We start from the raw sequence: 18,439 nt of genomic DNA on the forward strand, positions 1-18,439 counted from the left end.
ACTTTCATGTTGGAGGTAGGAAAAATGAATTGTGCAATCGTTGTTGATAGCACCATAGATATACCTGAAGATTACGTTTGCCCGATTCCGTTGTACATCTTGCCACTTAGAATATTCATCGATAACAAAGAATACAAAGATCGAGTGGATATCTCTTGTGAGGAAATTTATGAAGAACTCGAGAAAGGAAAGAAAATCACCACGTCCTTACCGAGTCCTTCTGACGCTTTGAGTTTGCTGCAAAAGTTGAGCAAACAGTTTGAGCAAATAGTTGTTTTAACTGTTTCCAGTAAGCTGAGCGGAACCTTCAACATGATAAAAATGTTGGTCGAACAAATGAGCTTGAAGAAAGTCAACGTTTTTGATACTAAAGCTGTGAGTGGGAAAATTTTTCATATAGTTCAACGCGTTGCCGCAGATTTGCTTAAAGGCGAGAAAATCACCCAAGAAAAGATACTTGAATACAACAAAAGTTCCTTGATGCTGTTCGTTTTAAATTCCCTTGAATACCTCAAAAAAGGAGGAAGGATAGGAAAGCTGAGCGCTTTTATGGGAAAGCTTTTCAACCTCAAGCCCATTCTTTCTATAGACGAAGAAGGCGAAGTTTACAAAGTCACAACTGCCAAAAGTGAAGAGCAAATGATCGACAAGATAGTTGAGCTTGTTGAACGTTTCGCACCAGACAGACGAACCGTTTACGCTGGATATGGAAAAAAGACCATGGAAAGGCTTGTTTTCAAGCTTCAGGAAAAACTTGGGAAGATAGCTGGACTTGCTCGGATAGGACCAGCGGTGGCTGCGCACGCAGGACCTGAAACCTTTGGTGTTTTGGTGGTTAAAGAATGAGGCTTTAATCGTTTTTTAAGCACTTTTTGGTAAACAAAAAAGGGTGAAGCTTGTGAGAAAAATTTTTGTGCTTATTTTGGTGTGCATTTCCCTGGTCAATTTTTCGCAAGATTTTCTTGCTAGGATAAAAGAAATTCAAGCTTTTTACGATGCTCTTGACTTGAGTTTGGTAAAAGTATCGATTTTGGATGCAGTAAGGATAAGCGGTATTAAGGATCCAATGGTTTGTTACCTTGATCTTTCAAAAGATGAATACGTTTGGGTTGTTCTAAGCGTTGTGGAAAGAGTTGAAATTTCTGCAATTGATGGAAGAATGCTTGCGAGGTCTACTTTAAAGATGGACAATTACAGTTATTCCATTAACCTTCAAAATGCGATTTCTTTGGCTATTCTTTCGATCGGAAAGAATGTTTTGTTTGCATATCCAACTCACGAAGGCTGGATAGTTGGAACTAAAGAAAAAGTAGCAGCCGTCAGTATGAAAACGACTGCGGTGATTTGGATAAAGGATAGACGTGAATACTTTGAAAGTTTGAAGGTGCAAGGTGGTTGACATGCGAATTCTAATCGTCGAGGACAACGAAGATTTGCTCAAAACCGTTAAAAAGTTTCTTGAAAAAGAAGGTTATGTGGTTGATACGGCAACCGATGGCGATGAAGGGTTGGATAAAGCCTTTGAAAATCGTTACGATTGCATAGTTTTGGACATAATGCTCCCAGGGATCGATGGCTTTGAGTTCGTCAAGGCGTTGAGGGAAAGTGGCATAGAAGTTCCTGTTCTGATGCTTACCGCTTTGGATGCTGTGGAAGACAAGGTAAAAGGGCTTTCTCTTGGCGCGGACGATTATTTGACGAAACCTTTCGATTTGAGAGAGCTTTCGGCAAGAATAGCGAGCTTGATTCGAAGATCTCAAATGGTTAAAGGCGAAGAGTTGAAGTTCAAAGATCTTAAAATCAACACGAAGGCTAAAAGCGTTCGAATAAAAGATGTTGAACTTAAGCTTAGCAAAAGAGAATACGAACTTTTGGAGTTTTTCCTTAGAAATCCAAACGTGGTTTTCACTAGGGAAGAAATTCTTGAAAAAGTTTGGCAGAATGAAAGGTACATCAGAAGCAACGTGGTGGACGTGTATATTTCGTACCTTAGAAATAAGTTGAGAGATTTTGGGTACGATAAGTATATAGAAACTGTGCCAACCCTTGGGTATAGATTCCGATGGGAAGAAAGGTTATGAAATCTCTTCGAAAGAGTATAGAGAAGTTCTACCTGTCGATTCTCATCATCAGCCTTTGTTCGATAGCCTTGGTTTTGTTTTTCGTGGTGGAAAGACTTTCAATAAATCAAATCGACAGAGAACTTGAATATTTCATGGCGGATTTGATCAGATATCTTGAAGAACCGACGAAAGAACCTGTGGCGTTGTTTGGCAAAAGGGACGTTGGATTTTTGGTTGTTGAAGACGGTAAAACCATTGCAAGTTTTCAAATCCCAAGCGACTTGATTTTTCAGCTTGTTTCTTTTCAAGAAGGTTTTCGCTTCTTTTCAGGCTACAAGGTTTTTGTAAAACCTTTCGAGGTTTACAAAGTGATAATAGTAAAAAGCACAAAGCAAAGGAATACAATGCTTTTAACGCTTGCGTTCAGTTTGATTTCAACCTTGGTTGGAGTCATTCTGCTTGCAATGTACTTTGGAAGCAAGCTTGTTGAAAAGCTTGTTAAACCAATTGAAGATATCGGGCTACAGATGGACGAAGTTTCAAAAGGTTTAAGGGAAAAAATAGAGGTTCAAGCCACCAGCAAGGAGGTTTTTAAACTTCAAACTCAGATCAACGAAGCTTTGGATCGGTTGAAGAAAACCATGGAAGAACTCAGAAGTTTTGCTTCGTATTTGTCTCACCAGCTTAGAAATCCCCTTGCAAGTGCAAAAGCGCAGGTTGAATTTTTGCTTTCATACCAAGAACATTCCCAGGAACTGGAATCTGTCTTGAAAAATCTGAACAAAATGGTTCGAATCATTGAAGGATTGCTTTTGCTGGCTAGGATTCAACATCAAAAGGAAGGGAACTTCGTGCAGGAGGATTTGTCTTCAATTTTGATGGAATCTTTGGAACAGCTCATGCAGAAGTTTCCACATATAGAATTCGAGCTTGACATACAACCGAAGGTGACTTTCTCGTGCATAAAAGATTTGATGGAACATGTTTTTACAAACTTAGTGGAAAACGCTTGCAAGTACTGTGAAGGTTCAAACCAAGTTTTTGTAAGACTTTATAAAGACGACAGCACGGTGATTTTCAAAGTTGAAAACTTTGGAAGAGCGATACCAGAAGAAGAAAGAAACAAAATCTTTGAAAGATTTTTCAGAGGTTCAAAAACAAAAGGAGAAGGGCTTGGCTTGGGTTTGCCAATAGCAAAAGCCATCGTTGAACTTCATAAAGGACAGATAAGGTATTACCACGATCAAGGAAAGAATGTCTTTGAAGTTTTGTTCAATGATTAGAAATAATTTTCCGCTGCGTGGATGGCAGCTATAGCTCCATCGGCCACAGCGGTTATTATCTGCCTAACGTTTTTCTTTCTGACATCACCTATGGCGTAAATCCCTTTAACTGATGTTTCCATCCACTCGTTGGTGATTATATAGCCTTGTTCGTCGAGTTGAACTATGTCTTTGACTAGCCCAGAGTTTGGTGTTAATCCTATGGCTATAAAGACTCCATCGACTTCTAACTTGCTTGTTTCTCCAGTTTTGACGTTTTTCACAACAACGGCTCTAAGGTATTGATCGCCTTCGAATTTTTCAACCACCGTATCCCACATGAACTTGATTTTTGGAGTTGCAAAAGCTTTTTCTTGAAGGCTTTTCACAGCTCTAAGTTTGTCGCGCCTGTGGATGACTGTAACGCTTTCAGCAATTCTTGCAAGATAGAGCGCATCGCTTATGGCCGTATCTCCTCCTCCCACAACCGCGACCTTTTTGTCTTTGAAAAAATAACCATCGCAGGTTGCGCAGTAAGAAACTCCTTTTCCCGCAAGTTCTTTTTCACCTTCAACGGAAAGCTTTTTTGGTTCAGCCCCAGTTGCGATCATCAAAACTTTGCCGCTCACAATTCTCTCAGAATCAGTTCTAATGGCTTTCAAGTCTCCATTCAAGATTACCTCTTCAACAGTCTCGTTAAGAAATTCTGTGCCAAGGTATTCGGCGTGTTCTTTCATCTTCGAAGCCAACTCTTTTCCTTCGATGTTTGGAAAGCCAAGGTAGTTGTCTATAGTTGTTGTGAAGTTCAATTGCCCTCCCTCAAGAACTTTTTCCACAACAAGCACGCTCAAGCCTGCTCGACGAGCGTAGACCGCTGCGCCAAGCGCAGCAGGTCCACCACCAACGATCACAACGTCGTAATAGTCTTTGATTTGCTTTGCAAACTGAAAATCAAAGAACATTTTTTATGCGCCTCCTACAGCCCTCAAAAGCTCTCTGATGAACGCACCTTCAGGATAGGCTCCGATGAAGTCAACTTTGTCGTTGATGAAAGTATGAGGTACCGACGCGATGCCATATCGGATACTTAACTCTGGAAACTCGTTTGCTTCGATCATTTCTCCAACTATGTTTGGATTCACCAAGGCAGCCATGTGAGCTAGCAAGACCGCTTTTGGACAGTACGGACAAGTCGGTGTGACAAAGACTTTGATGTTCACAGGTTTGTTTATCGATTTAATTTCTTCTATCTGCTTTTGGTTGAATAAAACGGGTTTTCCAGTTGAAACAGCGACTATATCTTGAAGTAAGGTTGAAAATTCATGTCCAGAGGGTATACCGAAAAACCTTATCCTTGTGTCGTTACCGTTTTTGTCGAGCATAACAATGGCAGGCGTTTTGTCAATGTTGTATCTTTGTGCAACTTCTTTGTCCCTTTTAATGTGGTACGTTGTCACCTCAATTCTGTTGTCTATGCTTGCAAGCTCGTTTAAAACTTGGTTTGTCAGATCGCAGTATTCACATTCAGTTGCATCGTCTACGAACAACAAAATCTTCACTTTGTCTTTCAACTGTTCTTCAAAAGCTCTTTTCAAGTACTGTACGTCTTTTTCGCTCAACAATGCCATGTTCTTGCACCTCCGAAAGTTTTGCCTTCGTTTTCCATAAAAATTCTACCATATTAGTCGGAATTTATTCTTTTCTGTCCAGTAAAGCCGATGTAAATCCTAGGATAATCAACAATCCTCCTAAGATCAACTTACCCGACGCGTTGGCGTAAAAGTCTGACAAAACTAGGCCTGTAGTTAAAAGTCCCCAGCACGAAAGAAGCGACGAAAGGTTTCTGTGTGTTGATTTTCTAAACAGGTACATCCCAACGTATTCCTTTTTGGTATATCCAAAGGAAAGGAAAAGAATTCGGAATCGTTTGTCTTCTTTTTCCAGATATTCTGTTATCCTTCCTATGTGGTAAAGAAAGGCTATGATGCAGTATATAACAACGCTTCCTATGCTGTTTTTGCTGAATGAAGAATTGTACATGATCAAAAGCCCTGTCACCACAAGGAAGTTGATCGATGAAAACGGTGACAGGGAAAAAATCACAGTTTCTGTGAACTGAAGCCAAGCAAGTAAAAGCGCTCCTACTATTCCAATGGACGAACAAATAAGACCGAGGATTAAATCAGTTACAATTTCCATCACTGTTTTTGGCTTTCCTCCTCTTTTTCATTTTTTCTCAAAATTTCGGCAATTCCAGCTATGCTTGAAAGTATACCAGATGCCTCAAACGGCAGGAAGATTTTCGTTGCTTTTCCATTAGCTATTTCTTTCAAAGCCTCAAGGTATCTGATTGCTATCAAGTCGTTGGTTGGGTTGCCTTCGTGAATGGCTTTGAAGATTTTCAAAATTGCCTCGGCTTGTCCTTCGGCCTCCGCGATGAGTTTGTACCTGTTTGCCTCAGCCACCTTTTTGATCGCTTCCGCTTCTCCTTCTGCCCTCAATATCGCGGCGTTCCTTTCACCTTCGGCTTTCAATATTTCGGCTTGTTTTATACCTTCTGCCTCAAGTATGGCAGCGCGTTTTGTTCTTTCAGCTTTCATTTGCTTGCTCATCGCGTCGGTTATGTCTTTTGGAGGATCGATCTTTTTGATTTCAACTCTTGTGATTCTAACTCCCCATTTGTCCGTTGCATCGTCGAGAACTGTTCTAAGCTTTGCGTTGATCTTTTCCCTACTTGTAAGCGTTTGATCCAGTTCTAGCTCACCTATGACGTTTCTCAGGTTCGTTTGGGCGAGCTTTAAAGTGGCAAATTGGAAGTTGTTTACGTTGTAAACAACTTTGTATGCATCCGTGACTTCGTAGTATATGACGGCGTCGACTGTTACGACGACGTTGTCTTTGGTTATGACTTCTTGTGGTGGAACGTCGATGACCATTTCTCTCATGTCCACTTTTGTCATTCTGTCAAAAAATGGGATGATGAAATGTAAACCTGGGCCGACTTCTCTGTGGAATTTTCCAAGCCTTTCTACAAGTCCTCTTTGGTAAGGTCTAACGATTTTGATACCAGTTGCGGCTATTATGAGAATCAATAAAACAAGCACACCCAACGCTATTATCATCCCTGTTCACCTCCTTCTACCTTTCTAACAACAACATGGGCACCTTCAACTTTGAGCACTTGAACTTTTTTGCCTTCTTCGATTACAGTGTCGTCTTCAGAGTAGGCTCTCCAAATATCACCTTGGATTTTCACAAGGCCTTTGCCAGCTTTGTTGTCAATGGTTTCCACAACTGTTGCTATTTTACCAATGATTTCGTCGATATGGATTTTTCTTGGTTCTTGCTTAACCAACTTTTTCGCAAGTGGTCTTGTAAGAATGACAAGGATTGCACTTACAGCTATGAAGGTTAAAAGTTGTACAAGTGTTCCAAACATCGTGCTGACGGCCGACGTGACAAAGGCTGCTATTGCAAACCAAAGCAGAAAGAAAGTCGGGGTTAGTATTTCTCCAATTACAAGCAGCACGCCAAGTATCAGCCAAACGACAAAAGGTTCCATTTATTTTTCACCCCCTCTTCAATAGGTGAAAAGACTTTCCGGATCGACGTACATCAGCTGAAAGTTTCCATCGAATTTGATATTCTTGAGGTACCTTTCTATTTTACCACTGTAGCGCGTGGATATGTGGTAAAGAATTAACTTTTCAACGTTGGCTTGTTTGGCTATTTCTATGACTTCTTCTATGGATGCATGGGCGTTCATCTTCCTGTCTGATACTTTCAAAAAGGTACAATCGTGTACCAAAATTTCACTGTCCTTTGCATCTTGTGGATCTATACCGTAGGTATCGCCAGATATTGTTAGCAACTTTTTTTCGTAAATTTCGGTGATTGCATCTGAACCAAGTGTTCTTGCAAGTTTTGCGATCTCGCTTTCTGGAAGATTTTTGTATTCGTCTTTGAGCTTTTTTCTGGTTTCTATCACGCTGTATCCAAAACATGGATCTGAACCTGTGTGACGAACTTTGAATGGAACAACGTACCTTGAAAAACCCCCTGCTTGTCTTAAGAAAATTCTCTCGCCGGCTGAAACAGGTTGATCGATCAACTCAAACCTCAAATCATCACTCGTTTTTCGAATGAACTGAAGCCATTCTTCTATGGCTTTGTTTCCTTTTGGATAAAAAACATAAAGTGGCTTTTCCCTATCTCCCATCGAGTTGTTCCTGGTGTTGACAATTGACCAAAGACCTGCGATGTGGTCGATGTGCCCATGCGTTAAAAAGACGTACTTCACCGCGTAAATTCTGTTTGACATCGTTAAAGAAACGCCTTCACCAGCGTCAAAAAGAATTCTTTCAGGTGCGTAATAAACCCATGTGGAATACAAAGCTTTGGAGTATATTTGCAGTATCAATCAATTTCACCCTTTCTCTTCGGCGACAATTTCAACTTTTACAATTCCCTTCACACCACCGGGCAGTCGAAACTCCACATCGTACAGTCCGACTTCCTTTATGGGCTTTTCCAAGTTGATCCACTTTTTATCGATCTCCAAACCTGTTTGCTGGGAAAGTATTTCTGCTAAATTGGCGCCGGTTATAGCCCCAAAGAGTTTACCACCTCCACCGGCTTTTGCAGAAATCTTATGAACCGATTTTTGCAGTGTTCTAAGAAGTTCTTCGCTTTTTCTTTTAATTGCTTCTTCCTTTTGAGCTTTCATTGCTTTTTCATGTTCTAATTTTTTTATCTCCGAATCGGTTGCAATTTTCGCCAATCCGTTTGGAATCAAGTAATTTCTGGCGTATCCATCTTTTACTTCCTTAAGTTCACCCGCTTTTCCCAAATTTGGAACATCTTTTAGAAGAATCACTTTCATATTTTTCACCCTCCTTGGTTGATACTTCATCATAAAATAATGTCTTGAAATCTCTCAAAAATATTGTACTTTATAAAACACGATTTTGCCACCAATTGATATAATCCATTTTGCCATTTTTTGCTATTGCAAGTGGATGTTTTTCGACAAGGAAACTTAGATGGTTGTTTCTTTTTCTCAAAATTTTCAAAAACCGTGTCAACCATTCAAAATATAACTTATAATGTTTTTTGGAAGGAGTGGTTGTTTGTGGAATACGACATCTATGTGAAGATGGCAAGAGAAGATGTTCACACCCTTGGATACATAGTTGAAGCTGAGGACAATTTAGTCAACATTCGAAAGTACGAAAATGGGCTTTTGAGAATATTGACGACCGAGGGATTGAAGGATGAGGTTCTTGATTTTCTCAACGAGTTGAAAAACTTTATTCCGCTTGAAGTGGTGGATGTGAGGGTGAACAACGGTGATATTTAAACCCGACATGATCGTTGAAAAAGTTGACGATATAGACTTTGAAAAACTTATCAAACAAGGGAAAACCTTTTTCATATTCGATTTTGACAACACGCTTGGTTATTGGAGATCTTCAAAGATACTCGATGGATTTGAAAAGATTCTTCAAAAAATCAAGGAAGCAGGAGGAGAGGTTTTAATAGCTTCAAACGGAAAACCAAGAAAGCTTTGTCTAGATGGTGTTGAGGTTTTTTGGAGATCTGGAAAACCTTTTGCCTTCAAGTTAAGAAAAGTTTTGAAGGAAAAAGGAGTTAAAAACGATCAAATTGTGATGATTGGCGATCAAATTTTCACCGATGTTTTGGTGGGAAAGTTTTTGAAGGCTTACACGATAAAAGTCGAACCGCTTAGCAAAAAGGAATTTTTCGGCACGAAGTTCTTTCGATTTTTGGAATTGATAACAAAACCACTTTGGAAAAGGTGATAATATGAAGTGTCCTGGATGTGGAGTAGAACTGCAGCACGACGATGAATACAAACCTGGTTACATTCCGCTTGAAGCTTTCAAAAAAAGAAAGGCGGAAGGAAAGGAAATCCTGTGTCAAAGGTGTTTTTGGCTAAAACATTATCGTAAGGTAAAACCTGTGAGAATCGATCAAAACGTTTTGGAAAGTCTTGAGAAGGTTGTAAAAGAAAGCGAATTAGTAGTTTGGATAATAGATATTTCGGATTTCGAAGGAAGTTACGATGAAAGAATCAAAAAACTTTTGGCTAGAAAAAAAGTTGCGCTTGTTGTGAACAAAATCGATTTGATTCCAAAAGCCGTTAAAATTGACGAAATAAGAAGCTGGCTTAAAACATGCGTCAACGTTGATGATTTTGAAAAAATATTCCTTTTGAGTGCTGAGAAAAACTACGGAATAAATTCCTTGTATAGATTCCTTGAAAAGTTCAACAAAGTGTGTTTTGTTGGTGTGACAAACGTTGGAAAATCTTCGATATTCAACAAACTGTCGGGGAAAAAGGCTACCGTGACATCTCTTCCTGGCACAACGCTTGATATAATAAGCGCTAAACTTAAAGATTCTCAAACCAAAATCTTCGACACACCCGGTTTGATAACCTCCCAGCGGCTGATGGACTTTCTTCCTGTGGAATGCCAAGCTGAAATTTGGGCCGTGAAAAAATTGAGCAGAATGACTTTTAAACCGGACAAAGATAACGTTCTTTTCGTTGGAGGAATGTGTGTTTTTGAATTTGATTTCGAAGGACCATTTAGACCCATTTTCCAATTCTTTGCAAGCGAAAAGGTGAAGTTTCATCTTACAAACATAACAAAGAAAGATCAAATTTGGGAAAAACATTATGGAAAAATGCTTGTTCCACCCTGCAAATCTTCGCAGCCTTCGAAAGAAAAAGTCAAATGGGTTGAACGATTCTTTGACTTGGATATTGGCCAAGAGCTTTCAATCGCTGGCTTGGGTTGGTTGAGCGTTCGACGAGGACCTTTCAAGGTTAAGGTGACTCTTCCCGAAACGGTTTTGGTCAAGAAAAGAAATGCACTTGTTAATCCATACAGAAATCTTCGAAAGGAGGAGCAAATATGATCAAAAAAGAACCTGGTATCAACGTTGGAGTGAGCAACAGGCACGTTCATCTTTCTCAAAAAGATCTCGAGGCACTTTTTGGTGTTGGCTATCAGCTTACCGAGCTAAAGCCATTAAGTCAACCAGGACAATTCGCTTGTAAGGAAACTGTTACCATCGTTGGCCCAAAAGGAGCTATTGAAAACGTAAGAATTCTTGGACCAGTCAGAAAAGAAACGCAGGTTGAAATTTCAAGAACTGATGCGTTCAAACTTGGTATAAACGCACCCGTCAGGGAATCTGGTGATATCGAAGGTACGCCTGGTATTGTTATAATAGGTCTAAAGGGTGTGGTTGTCGTTGAAAAAGGTGTTATCATAGCAAAAAGACACATTCACATGCATCCAAAGGATGCTGAACATTATGGAGTAAAGGACAAGCAAATAGTCAAAGTCCTTGCCGAAAAGCCAGAACGAAGGATCATATTCGACGATGTGGTCGTCAGAGTGAGCGACAAGTTTGCTTTGGATTTTCACATCGACACCGATGAGGCAAATGCTGCCATGCTGAACAACGGTGATTTGGTATGGATAGTAGAATTTTAGTTGAGTACAAAGGAAAGGTTTACGAATACGAAAAACCGAAAAGAGTTATAGACATATTGAAAGATCTGAACCTCAACCCGTTGGAACATGTTGTCATAGTCAACGACGAAATTTACACCGAAGACAGAGTTGTGAAAAGCGGTTCAAAGGTTGTTATAAAAAAGGTCACCTCGGCCGGCTAACCTTCAAAGGGTTTGCCGGTTTTTTATAGGGGGTGTTATAGAATGTTGAGCAATGAAACTTTAGCTTTGAAAGACGAAGTTGTTGAACTTCGTAGACATTTTCACATGTATCCAGAAATTGGTTTTGATCTTTACAAAACCTCGCAGTTTGTGGCCGATTATCTTGAAAAATTGGGATTGGAGGTCAAAAGAAACGTTGCCAAAACAGGTGTTGTAGCTGTGTTGAGAGGTGCAAAAAAGGGAAAAACGGTACTTTTAAGAGCCGACATGGATGCGCTTCCATTGCAAGAACTTAACGAGGTTCCTTATAGATCAAAGATCGATGGAGCAATGCACGCATGTGGTCACGATGCTCACACCGCCATTTTACTTGTTGCGGCAAAAATTTTGAAAGATCACGCGAGTGAAATACAAGGTAATGTGGTTTTTGTTTTTCAACCTTCCGAAGAAAAATTTCCTCCCGGTGGAGCTTTGCCGATGATTGAAGAAGGAGTTTTGGATGATCCGAAAGTGGATTATGCCTTTGGAATACACGTTTGGAATGCTTTGGAATGTGGAAAGATCGGTGTTAGACCTGGTCCAATGATGGCTTGTGCCGACGAATTTAAAATAGTTCTTGTGGGAAAGGGGGGACATGGAGCCACTCCTCATGTTTGCAACGATCCAATAGTTGGAGCCTGCAACTTGGTTATGGCTTTACAAACAATTGTGAGCAGAAGAGTAGATCCACTTGACAGCGCGGTTGTAACCGTTGGAAAAGTCGAATCTGGAACGGCTTTCAACATAATTCCAGAACATGCCGTAATGGAAGGAACGGTACGAGCTTTAAAAGAAGAAACGAGATTGTTGGTCAAAAAAGAGATTCAACACTTAGTCAAAAAGATTGCCGATGCACACCACTTGAAAGCTGAAATAGATTACAAAGACGGCACACCACCGCTTGTGAACGACGAAAAAATGACGCAGTTTGTCGCAAAGGTGGCTGAAAAGGTCGTGGGTAAGAAAAACGTGGTTTTAGTTCCACCAACTATGGGTGGGGAAGATTTTTCGTTCTTTTTGCAAAAAGTTCCTGGTTGTTTTTATCTACTTGGCTCTGCCAACAAAAAGAAGGGATTGGATAAGCCCCATCATTCACCGTATTTCGACATAGACGAAGACTGCTTACCCATAGGTGTAGAAATGCACGTTCAAGTAGTGAAAAATTTACTTTGCAAAGTATGATTGCAATAGTTAAAGTTTTAGAAGCTTTTGTTCTTCCACCAGGCTTGTTTGTAACCATAATGGTTGCATTAGGCTTTAAGGTTTACAAGCTGAAGAAATCTTTGGCAATGGTTTTGTTTTTCACAGGCGTTTTGTTTTATGTATTGAGCAGTGCCGTGGGGATTTTGATTTTTGTTCAGCCGCTTGAGAAAGAATTCAGCTGGGTTGAACCTTTTGAACCAGACGCGGTGGTGGTTTTTGGAGGAGGAGTTATAAAAACTCCAAGCGGTTATCAACTTGGTCCAAACAGCGTTTTTAGAATGCTTACAGGTATAAATCTTGCAACAAAATACCAAGTTCCTTTGATAGTTTCAGGGGGATACATACCTGGAACGAAAAAGATTCCAGAAGCTGTTGTTATGAAAGATTTTGCAAAAAATTATATGCCCGAACAAATGATCGTTGTAGAACCTGCCGCGCAGAATACAAGACAAAATGCAAAGTACACCGAACAAATAGCAGAAAAATACGGTTTCAAGCGATTGTATTTGGTCACATCCGCCGTTCATCTGAAAAGATCAATTTTATCTTTCAAGAAAACCACGCTTGAGATAGCACCGTATCCTGCAAACTATCTTTACGATTACAGCATAGGTTGGATTGACTTGCTACCGAATAAAGATGCTTTGAATGCCAACCTTTCTGCAATTCACGAACTTGTTGGAATGATTTATTACAAGCTTCTTGAGCTTTAAAAGCTTGTTTCAACCATTATGCATCTTCCCATTGCATACTGAATATTCCGGCTTTTTAGAAAATTTTCTATTTCCTTGGAACCAGCTCCTGGTTGGAACCAAAATCTTCTAAAACCAAGTTCAACTGCTTTTTGGACTTCTTGAAATCCCTGATCTGGGGGTATGACGAAAACCAAAAGTTCAACTTCTTTTGGAAGCTCTTCCAAAGATTTGAAACACTTCATACCTTCTATTTCGTCGGCGTATGCGTTGACTGGATAAACTTCGAAACCTTTTGAGGCAAGGTCTCTAACTATTTTGTTGCCGTATTTTTCTCTGTTTCTACTGGCTCCTATGACTGCTATTTTTTTAAACTCTTTTGGGTTCATGCAAACACCTCCTTTCTCAAGTTATTATAATATTGCAACCGCACAATTCTTTTTCCTTGTGTTGTGTTTGAAAAATTAACTTTTATTAAACGCTCACAGGCAAAAAAGATGTGGTACAATGACATTTGGAATATAAAAGCATTTAGTAGATTTATTTTGAATATAATACAAAATTTAACAAAGAAGGAGGTTTGAAAAATGGGAATTAGGTTCAAAGTAGTCGGGATATTGCTGGTCTTAGTTGTTTTAACAGCGGTTGTGCTGACAACTATAAATATTCTTCAATCTCGAAAGCAACTGTTAAATTTTGCAATAGATGCTCTAAAACAAAAAGCTGAAAAAGAGGCTGTCGTGTTGGGAAATTGGATTGAATCGAAAATTTCCCTTTTGAATACTATTGCTCCAGATTTTCAAGCATATGTAGTTATAGATACTTTGTTCCAACGTCTTATGATGGTTTCACTTTTGAGCGGAAAACGCAAAAATTTTGAGGTGGCAGATTTCACAGATTGGTTTGTGGTTAATTCTCAAGGAAAAGCCTTTTCATCAAGTGACTTAGAACTTGATTTGTCGCAAAAAGATTTCTTCAAGGCTATTTTTGAAAGAGGAGCGACTCACTATGTGGCTCCAATCGATTGGCAAGGTGAAAGATCTATAGTGTTTGCAGTGATGATTCCTTCCGATGAAGGAGGAGCGGCTGGTATCCTTGGAGCAGTTCTTCCACAGAAAGCTTTACAAGATGTAATTTCCCCCATCAAATATGGAAAAACAGGATATGCATATGTATGTGATCTTTCAGGTAGAATAATCGCCCATCCGAATGAGAAATATGTTTCAAAAAAGCTGAGTGAAATAGATTCAGCTCTAAAAGGTCTTGAAGAAGAAGTTTCAAAGGCAAAAGTTTCACATTATTCGTATACCCTTGATAAAGCTAAAAGAATGGTTGCCATGGCGCCGATTAAGAACGCAGACTGGATGCTGAATATTGCGGTTTTGGAATCAGAATTGAACGAGCCGTTTATCGAATCTCTCAGAAATAGCTTTCTTGCAACTGCAGCGGCAATCGTCGTAAGCGTTTTGATAGGTTTTATCTTTGGAAGAAGGTTGACAAAGCCAATAGTAAATCTTGCAGAGTTTTCAAGGGGAATAGCTTCAGGTGATCTAACCAAAACGATTTCCGTTCAAAGCAAAGACGAGGTTGGTCAGCTATCAAAAGCTTTTGAAAGTTTGGTTCACGATTTGAAAGACAGCGTTTCAAAAATACTTGGGCTTGGAAAGACTGCGAACGAATTTGCTGGAAAATTGAAAGACAACATAGAAAAAAGCACAGAACTTTCAGATAAGATAAACAACTTGGCCAGCGATGCTCGCAGAATGCTTGAAGAAATTTCAGAATCTGCAGGCGAAGTCAACAGTGGTATTGAGGAAATATCTTCCGGTGCTGAAAACGTTGCCAAGAATGCCGCAAAACTTTCGGAAAAGGCTGAGGAACTTAGAACTAAAGGTCAAAAAACCTCTTCTTCAATACAAAAGCTTGCGGAAAATATAAACGCTATGTCAAAAACAACTGAAGAAACCGTGACAACGATGGAAAAACTCGTTCAAATGTCGCAAAGAATCGAAACTATCACAAACACCATATCCAATATAGCCGAGCAGACCAACTTGCTTGCTCTCAACGCCGCCATAGAAGCTGCAAGGGCTGGTGAAGCCGGAAGAGGATTTGCCGTTGTTGCCGACGAAATAAGAAAGCTTGCAGAAGAAAGCAGAAGGTCAACCCAAAGCATTTCCGAGACCTTAAAAGAAATAAGGGATTTAACAGCTGTTGTTGCCAAAGGCGGAGAATACGTAGCAGGAGAGCTTAAGAATGTGATTAAAATCATGAACGAAGCCGTTCAAAATATCATCGAAATGGTTGAAGAAGTTAGCAAATTCTCTTCGCTTACAAATGATTTGGCCGCCACAAGTGAAGAGCAAAGTGGGGCTGTTCAAGAAATATCAGCCGCTATGGACAAAATAGTGCGCAACATGGAGGTTTTAAAACAATCGTTTGTCGAGGTTTCAACGGCTATAGAACAACAAGTGAATGAGACGAAAGGTCTAACAAATGCGGTGGATGAGCTCAACCAAATTGTTAAAGATTTGCAGCAGTTAGCTTCGAAGTACAAGCTTTGATGGTTGAAATAGCTTTTCAACTTTAAAAGTCACACTTCAGGCCATCCAGCTCTCTTCAATGAGTAGTTGGATGGCTTTAATTTTGATATTATGATAGAATCAATTGTGACAACTGTGACAACACGGCAAAAAGGAGGAAAAAACGTGAGAATAATACTCGATTGCGATCCGGGGCACGATGATGCTTTTGCAATATTGCTTGCAGCGTCGAGCAAAGAGATAGAACTTCTTGGTGTAACTACAGTTGCTGGCAATTCGACACTTTTTAACACTTCTCGTAACGCAAGGATAGTTCTTGATATGTTCGATATCGATGTTCCGGTTTATCCAGGTTGTGCAAAACCTATTTTGCGTGAGCTTGTAACTGCCCCGGAGATTCATGGTAGCACCGGACTTGATGGAGCCCAGCTTCCCCAACCAAAAAGGAGTATAGAGAGTCTTCATGCAGTTGACTTTATCGCTCAAATGTTGGAAAAATACGATGATGTTGTATTGGTTCCAACTGGTCCACTCACAAATGTTGCGCTTTTTATGTTGAAATACCCTCATCTTGTCAAAAAAATATCCTCTATTGTGCTCATGGGCGGGGGAATAGCGTTTGGAAACATTACTCCAGTTGCTGAATTTAACATTTTTGTTGACCCCGAGGCAGCCAAGATCGTTTTCAACTCTGGTGTACCGATTGTTATGGCTCCGCTAGATTTGACACATCAGATAATTGCGACAGACAGAGAAGTTGAACGTTTAAGAAAAATGGGTGATAAATTCAACATCTTGGCTGACCTGTTGACATTTTTCAAATCAACTTATAGAAATATTTTTGGAATAGAAGGAGTACCGTTGCACGACCCTGCTACGATCATGTACCTTGTAAGACCGGATATCTTTGAGTTTGATGATTATTATGTGGATGTGGAAACCAAAGGTGAACTCACGTGTGGACAAACTGTTGTTGATATTTGGAAAAGAAGCGGTAAAAGACCGAACGCAAGGGTTTTAACAAAAGTTAATCGAGGAAAATTTTTTGAGATCTTCTTTGAAAAAATCTCTCAGCTGAGGGGGTAATTGCTGTGGAAGATCCAAGATATCACATAAGAGTAGAACCAGATGCGATAGGAAAATATGTAATAGTCGTTGGAGACCGAGGCAGAGTTGAAAGGGTCGCAAAATATTTGGAGAATCCAACAAAAGTGGGAGAAAACAGAGAGTATTTAACTTACACAGGATATTTACTTGGGGAAAAAGTTAGTGTTATGTCAACTGGAATGGGTGCACCAGCAATGGCAATAGGCATTGAAGAACTTGCCACAACCAATGCCAAAGTTATCATAAGGGTTGGGACAACCGGTGCGATTCAAAAGCATTTAAAACTGGGGGACAGTGTTATCGCGACTGCTGCTGTGAGAATGGATGGAACAACCGCACAATATATAATGCCTGAGTTTCCTGCTGTTGCAGATTTTCGCGTAGTTAAGGCATTAATTGAGGCAGCTAAAGTTGTTGGAAACCCATATCATGTTGGAATTGTGTTGTCCACCGATTCATATTACGGAAGAAAATTCGACCCCGAAAGGCATTCTTACATTGGAAAACAACTTGAAAAAGCGGGTGTTCTTGCTGTTGAAATGGAGTTGGGAGCTTTGTACGTGATAGGTGCACTGAAAGGGCTTCTCACAGGATCGGTGTTAACTGTAAGAGAAGAGTTATCAGAGGAAGGTTATATCCAAGCGGGGCCAAAATTCGAACAAGGTTTGGAAAATTCCATAAAGATAGCCATTAAAGCCATTGAAATTCTTATAAAAGGAGGTTTGATGGTATGAAGAAGTTGCTGGTTGTATTGCTTTTGGTTTTAACATTGGCTACTTTCGCAAAACCATTGAAAGTAGCATTGTTAGTCAACGGAAACCTTGGAGATAAGTCTTTCTTTGATTCTGCTGCAAGAGGAGTTTACATGGCTAGAGACATGCTTGGTGTTCAAATAAGAATAGTCGAAGCAGGCTATAATCCAGCGAACTGGAGACCGTACCTTGAAGATCTCTCAGACCAAGACTTTGACATAATCATTGTTGGAACATGGCAGATGGTTGAGATACTTGAAGAGATTGCCCCACGCTATCCAAAGAAAAGATACATAATTTTCGACACGTCTGTTGATTATTCGAAAAAAGGTTTAAACAACGTCTATTCAATACTTTACAAGCAAAACGAAGGTTCGTTCTTGGTAGGAGCTCTTGCCGCTTTAATAACAACATCCGGTATGCCCAAGACAAATCCTGAACCGATCATCGGATTTCTTGGCGGAATGGACATACCAGTCATAAACGACTTTCTTGTTGGATACATCGAAGGAGCAAGGTACATAAATCCAAACATCAAAGTTTTGATCTCATACGTTGGAAGCTTCAACGACCCAGCGAAAGGTAAGGAGCTCAGCTTGGCAATGTACAGGCAGGGTGCGGATATAATCTTCAACGTTGCTGGCAACACTGGTATAGGACTTTTGGAAGCAGCAAAAGAAGCCGACAGGTGGGCAATAGGTGTTGATTCTGATCAGGCTTTGATCTACGAGGACACGGATATAGAGATCGCAAAAAGGATCGTGACTTCGATGATGAAGAATGTTGATCTTTCGCTGTTTAGAGCCATAAAACTTCACTTGGAAGGAAGACTAATTTATGGGCAGGCTGAGGCACTGGGAATTCTTGAGGGTGGAGTCGGTGTAGCCGACAACAAATACTATAGAGAAATCGTACCAGAAGAGTTCAGAAACAAGATCAAAGAGATAGAGGAAAAGATTCTAAAAGGTGAAATCAAAGTAAGCTCTGCTTACGGCATGTCACCAGATGAACTCAATAAGCTTAGAATGAGCGTTAGACCGTGAGGAAGCGCCCGCTTCCTCGCGGTT

Annotated in this window: 23 protein-coding genes; 15 read left to right on the forward strand and 8 right to left on the reverse strand. The window is 40.1% G+C overall.

Annotation, left to right across the window (positions count from 1 at the left end):
• Window positions 1-24 precede the first annotated feature (24 nt).
• From THETH_RS06055 to THETH_RS06070, 4 genes are read left to right on the forward strand one after another with little or no spacing between them, the layout of a single operon-like run.
• Window positions 25-846, forward strand: coding sequence for a DegV family protein (locus THETH_RS06055; RefSeq protein WP_013932486.1), 822 nt, complete (start codon window positions 25-27; stop codon window positions 844-846).
• A 52-nt stretch (window positions 847-898) separates the two neighbouring features.
• On the forward strand, window positions 899-1,399 hold the full coding sequence (locus THETH_RS06060) for a hypothetical protein (protein WP_013932487.1): 501 nt from the start codon (window positions 899-901) through the stop codon (window positions 1,397-1,399).
• A 1-nt stretch (window position 1,400) separates the two neighbouring features.
• Entirely contained in the window at window positions 1,401-2,081 is a 681-nt protein-coding gene (locus THETH_RS06065; RefSeq protein ID WP_013932488.1) for a response regulator transcription factor, read from the forward strand.
• Complete coding sequence (locus tag THETH_RS06070) at window positions 2,078-3,346, forward strand: HAMP domain-containing sensor histidine kinase (RefSeq protein ID WP_013932489.1); 1,269 nt, start codon at window positions 2,078-2,080, stop codon at window positions 3,344-3,346. The genes THETH_RS06065 and THETH_RS06070 overlap by 4 nt, the downstream gene beginning before the upstream one ends.
• On the opposite strand, the gene trxB is transcribed toward THETH_RS06070, so the two are convergent.
• From trxB to rplI, 7 genes are all read right to left on the reverse strand, one after another.
• Window positions 3,343-4,287, reverse strand: a complete 945-nt coding sequence (gene trxB, locus THETH_RS06075) for a thioredoxin-disulfide reductase (RefSeq protein WP_013932490.1) — start codon at window positions 4,285-4,287, stop codon at window positions 3,343-3,345. The two genes, THETH_RS06070 and trxB, sit on opposite strands and share 4 nt — an antisense overlap.
• A gap of 3 nt (window positions 4,288-4,290) precedes the next feature.
• On the reverse strand, window positions 4,291-4,953 hold the full coding sequence (pdo, locus tag THETH_RS06080) for a protein disulfide oxidoreductase (RefSeq protein ID WP_013932491.1): 663 nt from the start codon (window positions 4,951-4,953) through the stop codon (window positions 4,291-4,293).
• A gap of 64 nt (window positions 4,954-5,017) precedes the next feature.
• The gene (locus THETH_RS06085) at window positions 5,018-5,524 is read right to left on the reverse strand and encodes a hypothetical protein (protein ID WP_013932492.1); all 507 of its coding nucleotides are present in this window, start codon (window positions 5,522-5,524) and stop codon (window positions 5,018-5,020) included.
• The gene (locus THETH_RS06090; RefSeq protein ID WP_013932493.1) at window positions 5,524-6,447 is read right to left on the reverse strand and encodes an SPFH domain-containing protein; all 924 of its coding nucleotides are present in this window, start codon (window positions 6,445-6,447) and stop codon (window positions 5,524-5,526) included. Before THETH_RS06090 ends, THETH_RS06085 begins: the two co-directional genes overlap by 1 nt.
• Entirely contained in the window at window positions 6,444-6,887 is a 444-nt protein-coding gene (locus tag THETH_RS06095; protein ID WP_013932494.1) for an NfeD family protein, read from the reverse strand. The genes THETH_RS06090 and THETH_RS06095 overlap by 4 nt, the downstream gene beginning before the upstream one ends.
• Before the next feature lie 18 nt (window positions 6,888-6,905).
• A complete protein-coding gene (locus tag THETH_RS06100; protein ID WP_013932495.1) occupies window positions 6,906-7,745 on the reverse strand; it encodes an MBL fold metallo-hydrolase in 840 nt (279 codons plus the stop codon).
• A gap of 6 nt (window positions 7,746-7,751) precedes the next feature.
• Entirely contained in the window at window positions 7,752-8,207 is a 456-nt protein-coding gene (gene rplI, locus THETH_RS06105) for a 50S ribosomal protein L9 (RefSeq protein WP_013932496.1), read from the reverse strand.
• A 249-nt stretch (window positions 8,208-8,456) separates the two neighbouring features.
• On the opposite strand from rplI, the gene THETH_RS06110 reads away from it, so the two are divergent.
• The 7 genes from THETH_RS06110 to THETH_RS06140 are packed head-to-tail and all read left to right on the forward strand — an operon-like array spanning window position 8,457 to window position 12,991.
• Window positions 8,457-8,684 carry a DUF4911 domain-containing protein gene (locus THETH_RS06110; RefSeq protein ID WP_013932497.1) on the forward strand — a complete coding sequence of 76 codons (228 nt, stop codon included), beginning with the start codon at window positions 8,457-8,459 and terminating at the stop codon, window positions 8,682-8,684.
• Window positions 8,674-9,147 (forward strand): YqeG family HAD IIIA-type phosphatase, encoded by a 474-nt coding sequence (locus tag THETH_RS06115; protein ID WP_013932498.1) that lies wholly within the window; start codon window positions 8,674-8,676, stop codon window positions 9,145-9,147. The genes THETH_RS06110 and THETH_RS06115 overlap by 11 nt, the downstream gene beginning before the upstream one ends.
• Window positions 9,148-9,151: 4 nt before the next feature.
• Window positions 9,152-10,270, forward strand: coding sequence for a ribosome biogenesis GTPase YqeH (gene yqeH / locus THETH_RS06120; protein WP_013932499.1), 1,119 nt, complete (start codon window positions 9,152-9,154; stop codon window positions 10,268-10,270).
• Window positions 10,267-10,854, forward strand: coding sequence for a phosphate propanoyltransferase (locus tag THETH_RS06125; protein ID WP_013932500.1), 588 nt, complete (start codon window positions 10,267-10,269; stop codon window positions 10,852-10,854). Before yqeH ends, THETH_RS06125 begins: the two co-directional genes overlap by 4 nt.
• A complete protein-coding gene (locus THETH_RS06130) occupies window positions 10,836-11,036 on the forward strand; it encodes a ubiquitin family protein (RefSeq protein WP_013932501.1) in 201 nt (66 codons plus the stop codon). The genes THETH_RS06125 and THETH_RS06130 overlap by 19 nt, the downstream gene beginning before the upstream one ends.
• Window positions 11,037-11,078: 42 nt before the next feature.
• On the forward strand, window positions 11,079-12,257 hold the full coding sequence (locus THETH_RS06135; protein ID WP_013932502.1) for a M20 metallopeptidase family protein: 1,179 nt from the start codon (window positions 11,079-11,081) through the stop codon (window positions 12,255-12,257).
• Complete coding sequence (locus THETH_RS06140) at window positions 12,254-12,991, forward strand: YdcF family protein (protein ID WP_013932503.1); 738 nt, start codon at window positions 12,254-12,256, stop codon at window positions 12,989-12,991. The genes THETH_RS06135 and THETH_RS06140 overlap by 4 nt, the downstream gene beginning before the upstream one ends.
• Here THETH_RS06140 and THETH_RS06145 read toward each other — a convergent pair.
• Complete coding sequence (locus THETH_RS06145) at window positions 12,988-13,359, reverse strand: CoA-binding protein (protein ID WP_013932504.1); 372 nt, start codon at window positions 13,357-13,359, stop codon at window positions 12,988-12,990. The two genes, THETH_RS06140 and THETH_RS06145, sit on opposite strands and share 4 nt — an antisense overlap.
• Before the next feature lie 198 nt (window positions 13,360-13,557).
• On the opposite strand from THETH_RS06145, the gene THETH_RS06150 reads away from it, so the two are divergent.
• From THETH_RS06150 to THETH_RS06165, 4 genes are all read left to right on the forward strand, one after another.
• The gene (locus tag THETH_RS06150) at window positions 13,558-15,534 is read left to right on the forward strand and encodes a methyl-accepting chemotaxis protein (RefSeq protein WP_013932505.1); all 1,977 of its coding nucleotides are present in this window, start codon (window positions 13,558-13,560) and stop codon (window positions 15,532-15,534) included.
• 144 nt (window positions 15,535-15,678) lie between these two features.
• Complete coding sequence (locus THETH_RS06155; protein WP_013932506.1) at window positions 15,679-16,599, forward strand: nucleoside hydrolase; 921 nt, start codon at window positions 15,679-15,681, stop codon at window positions 16,597-16,599.
• Between the two features lie 5 nt (window positions 16,600-16,604).
• On the forward strand, window positions 16,605-17,354 hold the full coding sequence (locus tag THETH_RS06160; protein WP_013932507.1) for a nucleoside phosphorylase: 750 nt from the start codon (window positions 16,605-16,607) through the stop codon (window positions 17,352-17,354).
• Window positions 17,351-18,415, forward strand: coding sequence for a BMP family ABC transporter substrate-binding protein (locus THETH_RS06165; protein ID WP_013932508.1), 1,065 nt, complete (start codon window positions 17,351-17,353; stop codon window positions 18,413-18,415). Before THETH_RS06160 ends, THETH_RS06165 begins: the two co-directional genes overlap by 4 nt.
• Window positions 18,416-18,439: the final 24 nt, after the last annotated feature.

This window comes from Pseudothermotoga thermarum DSM 5069, assembly GCF_000217815.1.
GTDB classification, from domain to species: domain Bacteria; phylum Thermotogota; class Thermotogae; order Thermotogales; family DSM-5069; genus Pseudothermotoga; species Pseudothermotoga thermarum.

Bases quoted from the DNA above. Each gene is read 5' to 3' on its own strand.
- rplI (WP_013932496.1), bottom strand. From the start codon at position 8,207: ATGAAAGTGATTCTTCTAAAAGATGTTCCAAATTTGGGAAAAGCGGGT.
- trxB (WP_013932490.1), bottom strand. From the start codon at position 4,287: ATGTTCTTTGATTTTCAGTTTGCAAAGCAAATCAAAGACTATTACGAC.
- THETH_RS06090 (WP_013932493.1), bottom strand. From the start codon at position 6,447: ATGATAATAGCGTTGGGTGTGCTTGTTTTATTGATTCTCATAATAGCC.
- pdo (WP_013932491.1), bottom strand. From the start codon at position 4,953: ATGGCATTGTTGAGCGAAAAAGACGTACAGTACTTGAAAAGAGCTTTT.
- THETH_RS06125 (WP_013932500.1), top strand. From the start codon at position 10,267: ATGATCAAAAAAGAACCTGGTATCAACGTTGGAGTGAGCAACAGGCAC.
- THETH_RS06065 (WP_013932488.1), top strand. From the start codon at position 1,401: ATGCGAATTCTAATCGTCGAGGACAACGAAGATTTGCTCAAAACCGTT.
- THETH_RS06070 (WP_013932489.1), top strand. From the start codon at position 2,078: ATGAAATCTCTTCGAAAGAGTATAGAGAAGTTCTACCTGTCGATTCTC.
- THETH_RS06165 (WP_013932508.1), top strand. From the start codon at position 17,351: ATGAAGAAGTTGCTGGTTGTATTGCTTTTGGTTTTAACATTGGCTACT.
- THETH_RS06130 (WP_013932501.1), top strand. From the start codon at position 10,836: ATGGATAGTAGAATTTTAGTTGAGTACAAAGGAAAGGTTTACGAATAC.
- THETH_RS06140 (WP_013932503.1), top strand. From the start codon at position 12,254: ATGATTGCAATAGTTAAAGTTTTAGAAGCTTTTGTTCTTCCACCAGGC.
- yqeH (WP_013932499.1), top strand. From the start codon at position 9,152: ATGAAGTGTCCTGGATGTGGAGTAGAACTGCAGCACGACGATGAATAC.
- THETH_RS06085 (WP_013932492.1), bottom strand. From the start codon at position 5,524: ATGGAAATTGTAACTGATTTAATCCTCGGTCTTATTTGTTCGTCCATT.
- THETH_RS06150 (WP_013932505.1), top strand. From the start codon at position 13,558: ATGGGAATTAGGTTCAAAGTAGTCGGGATATTGCTGGTCTTAGTTGTT.
- THETH_RS06055 (WP_013932486.1), top strand. From the start codon at position 25: ATGAATTGTGCAATCGTTGTTGATAGCACCATAGATATACCTGAAGAT.
- THETH_RS06095 (WP_013932494.1), bottom strand. From the start codon at position 6,887: ATGGAACCTTTTGTCGTTTGGCTGATACTTGGCGTGCTGCTTGTAATT.
- THETH_RS06145 (WP_013932504.1), bottom strand. From the start codon at position 13,359: ATGAACCCAAAAGAGTTTAAAAAAATAGCAGTCATAGGAGCCAGTAGA.
- THETH_RS06135 (WP_013932502.1), top strand. From the start codon at position 11,079: ATGTTGAGCAATGAAACTTTAGCTTTGAAAGACGAAGTTGTTGAACTT.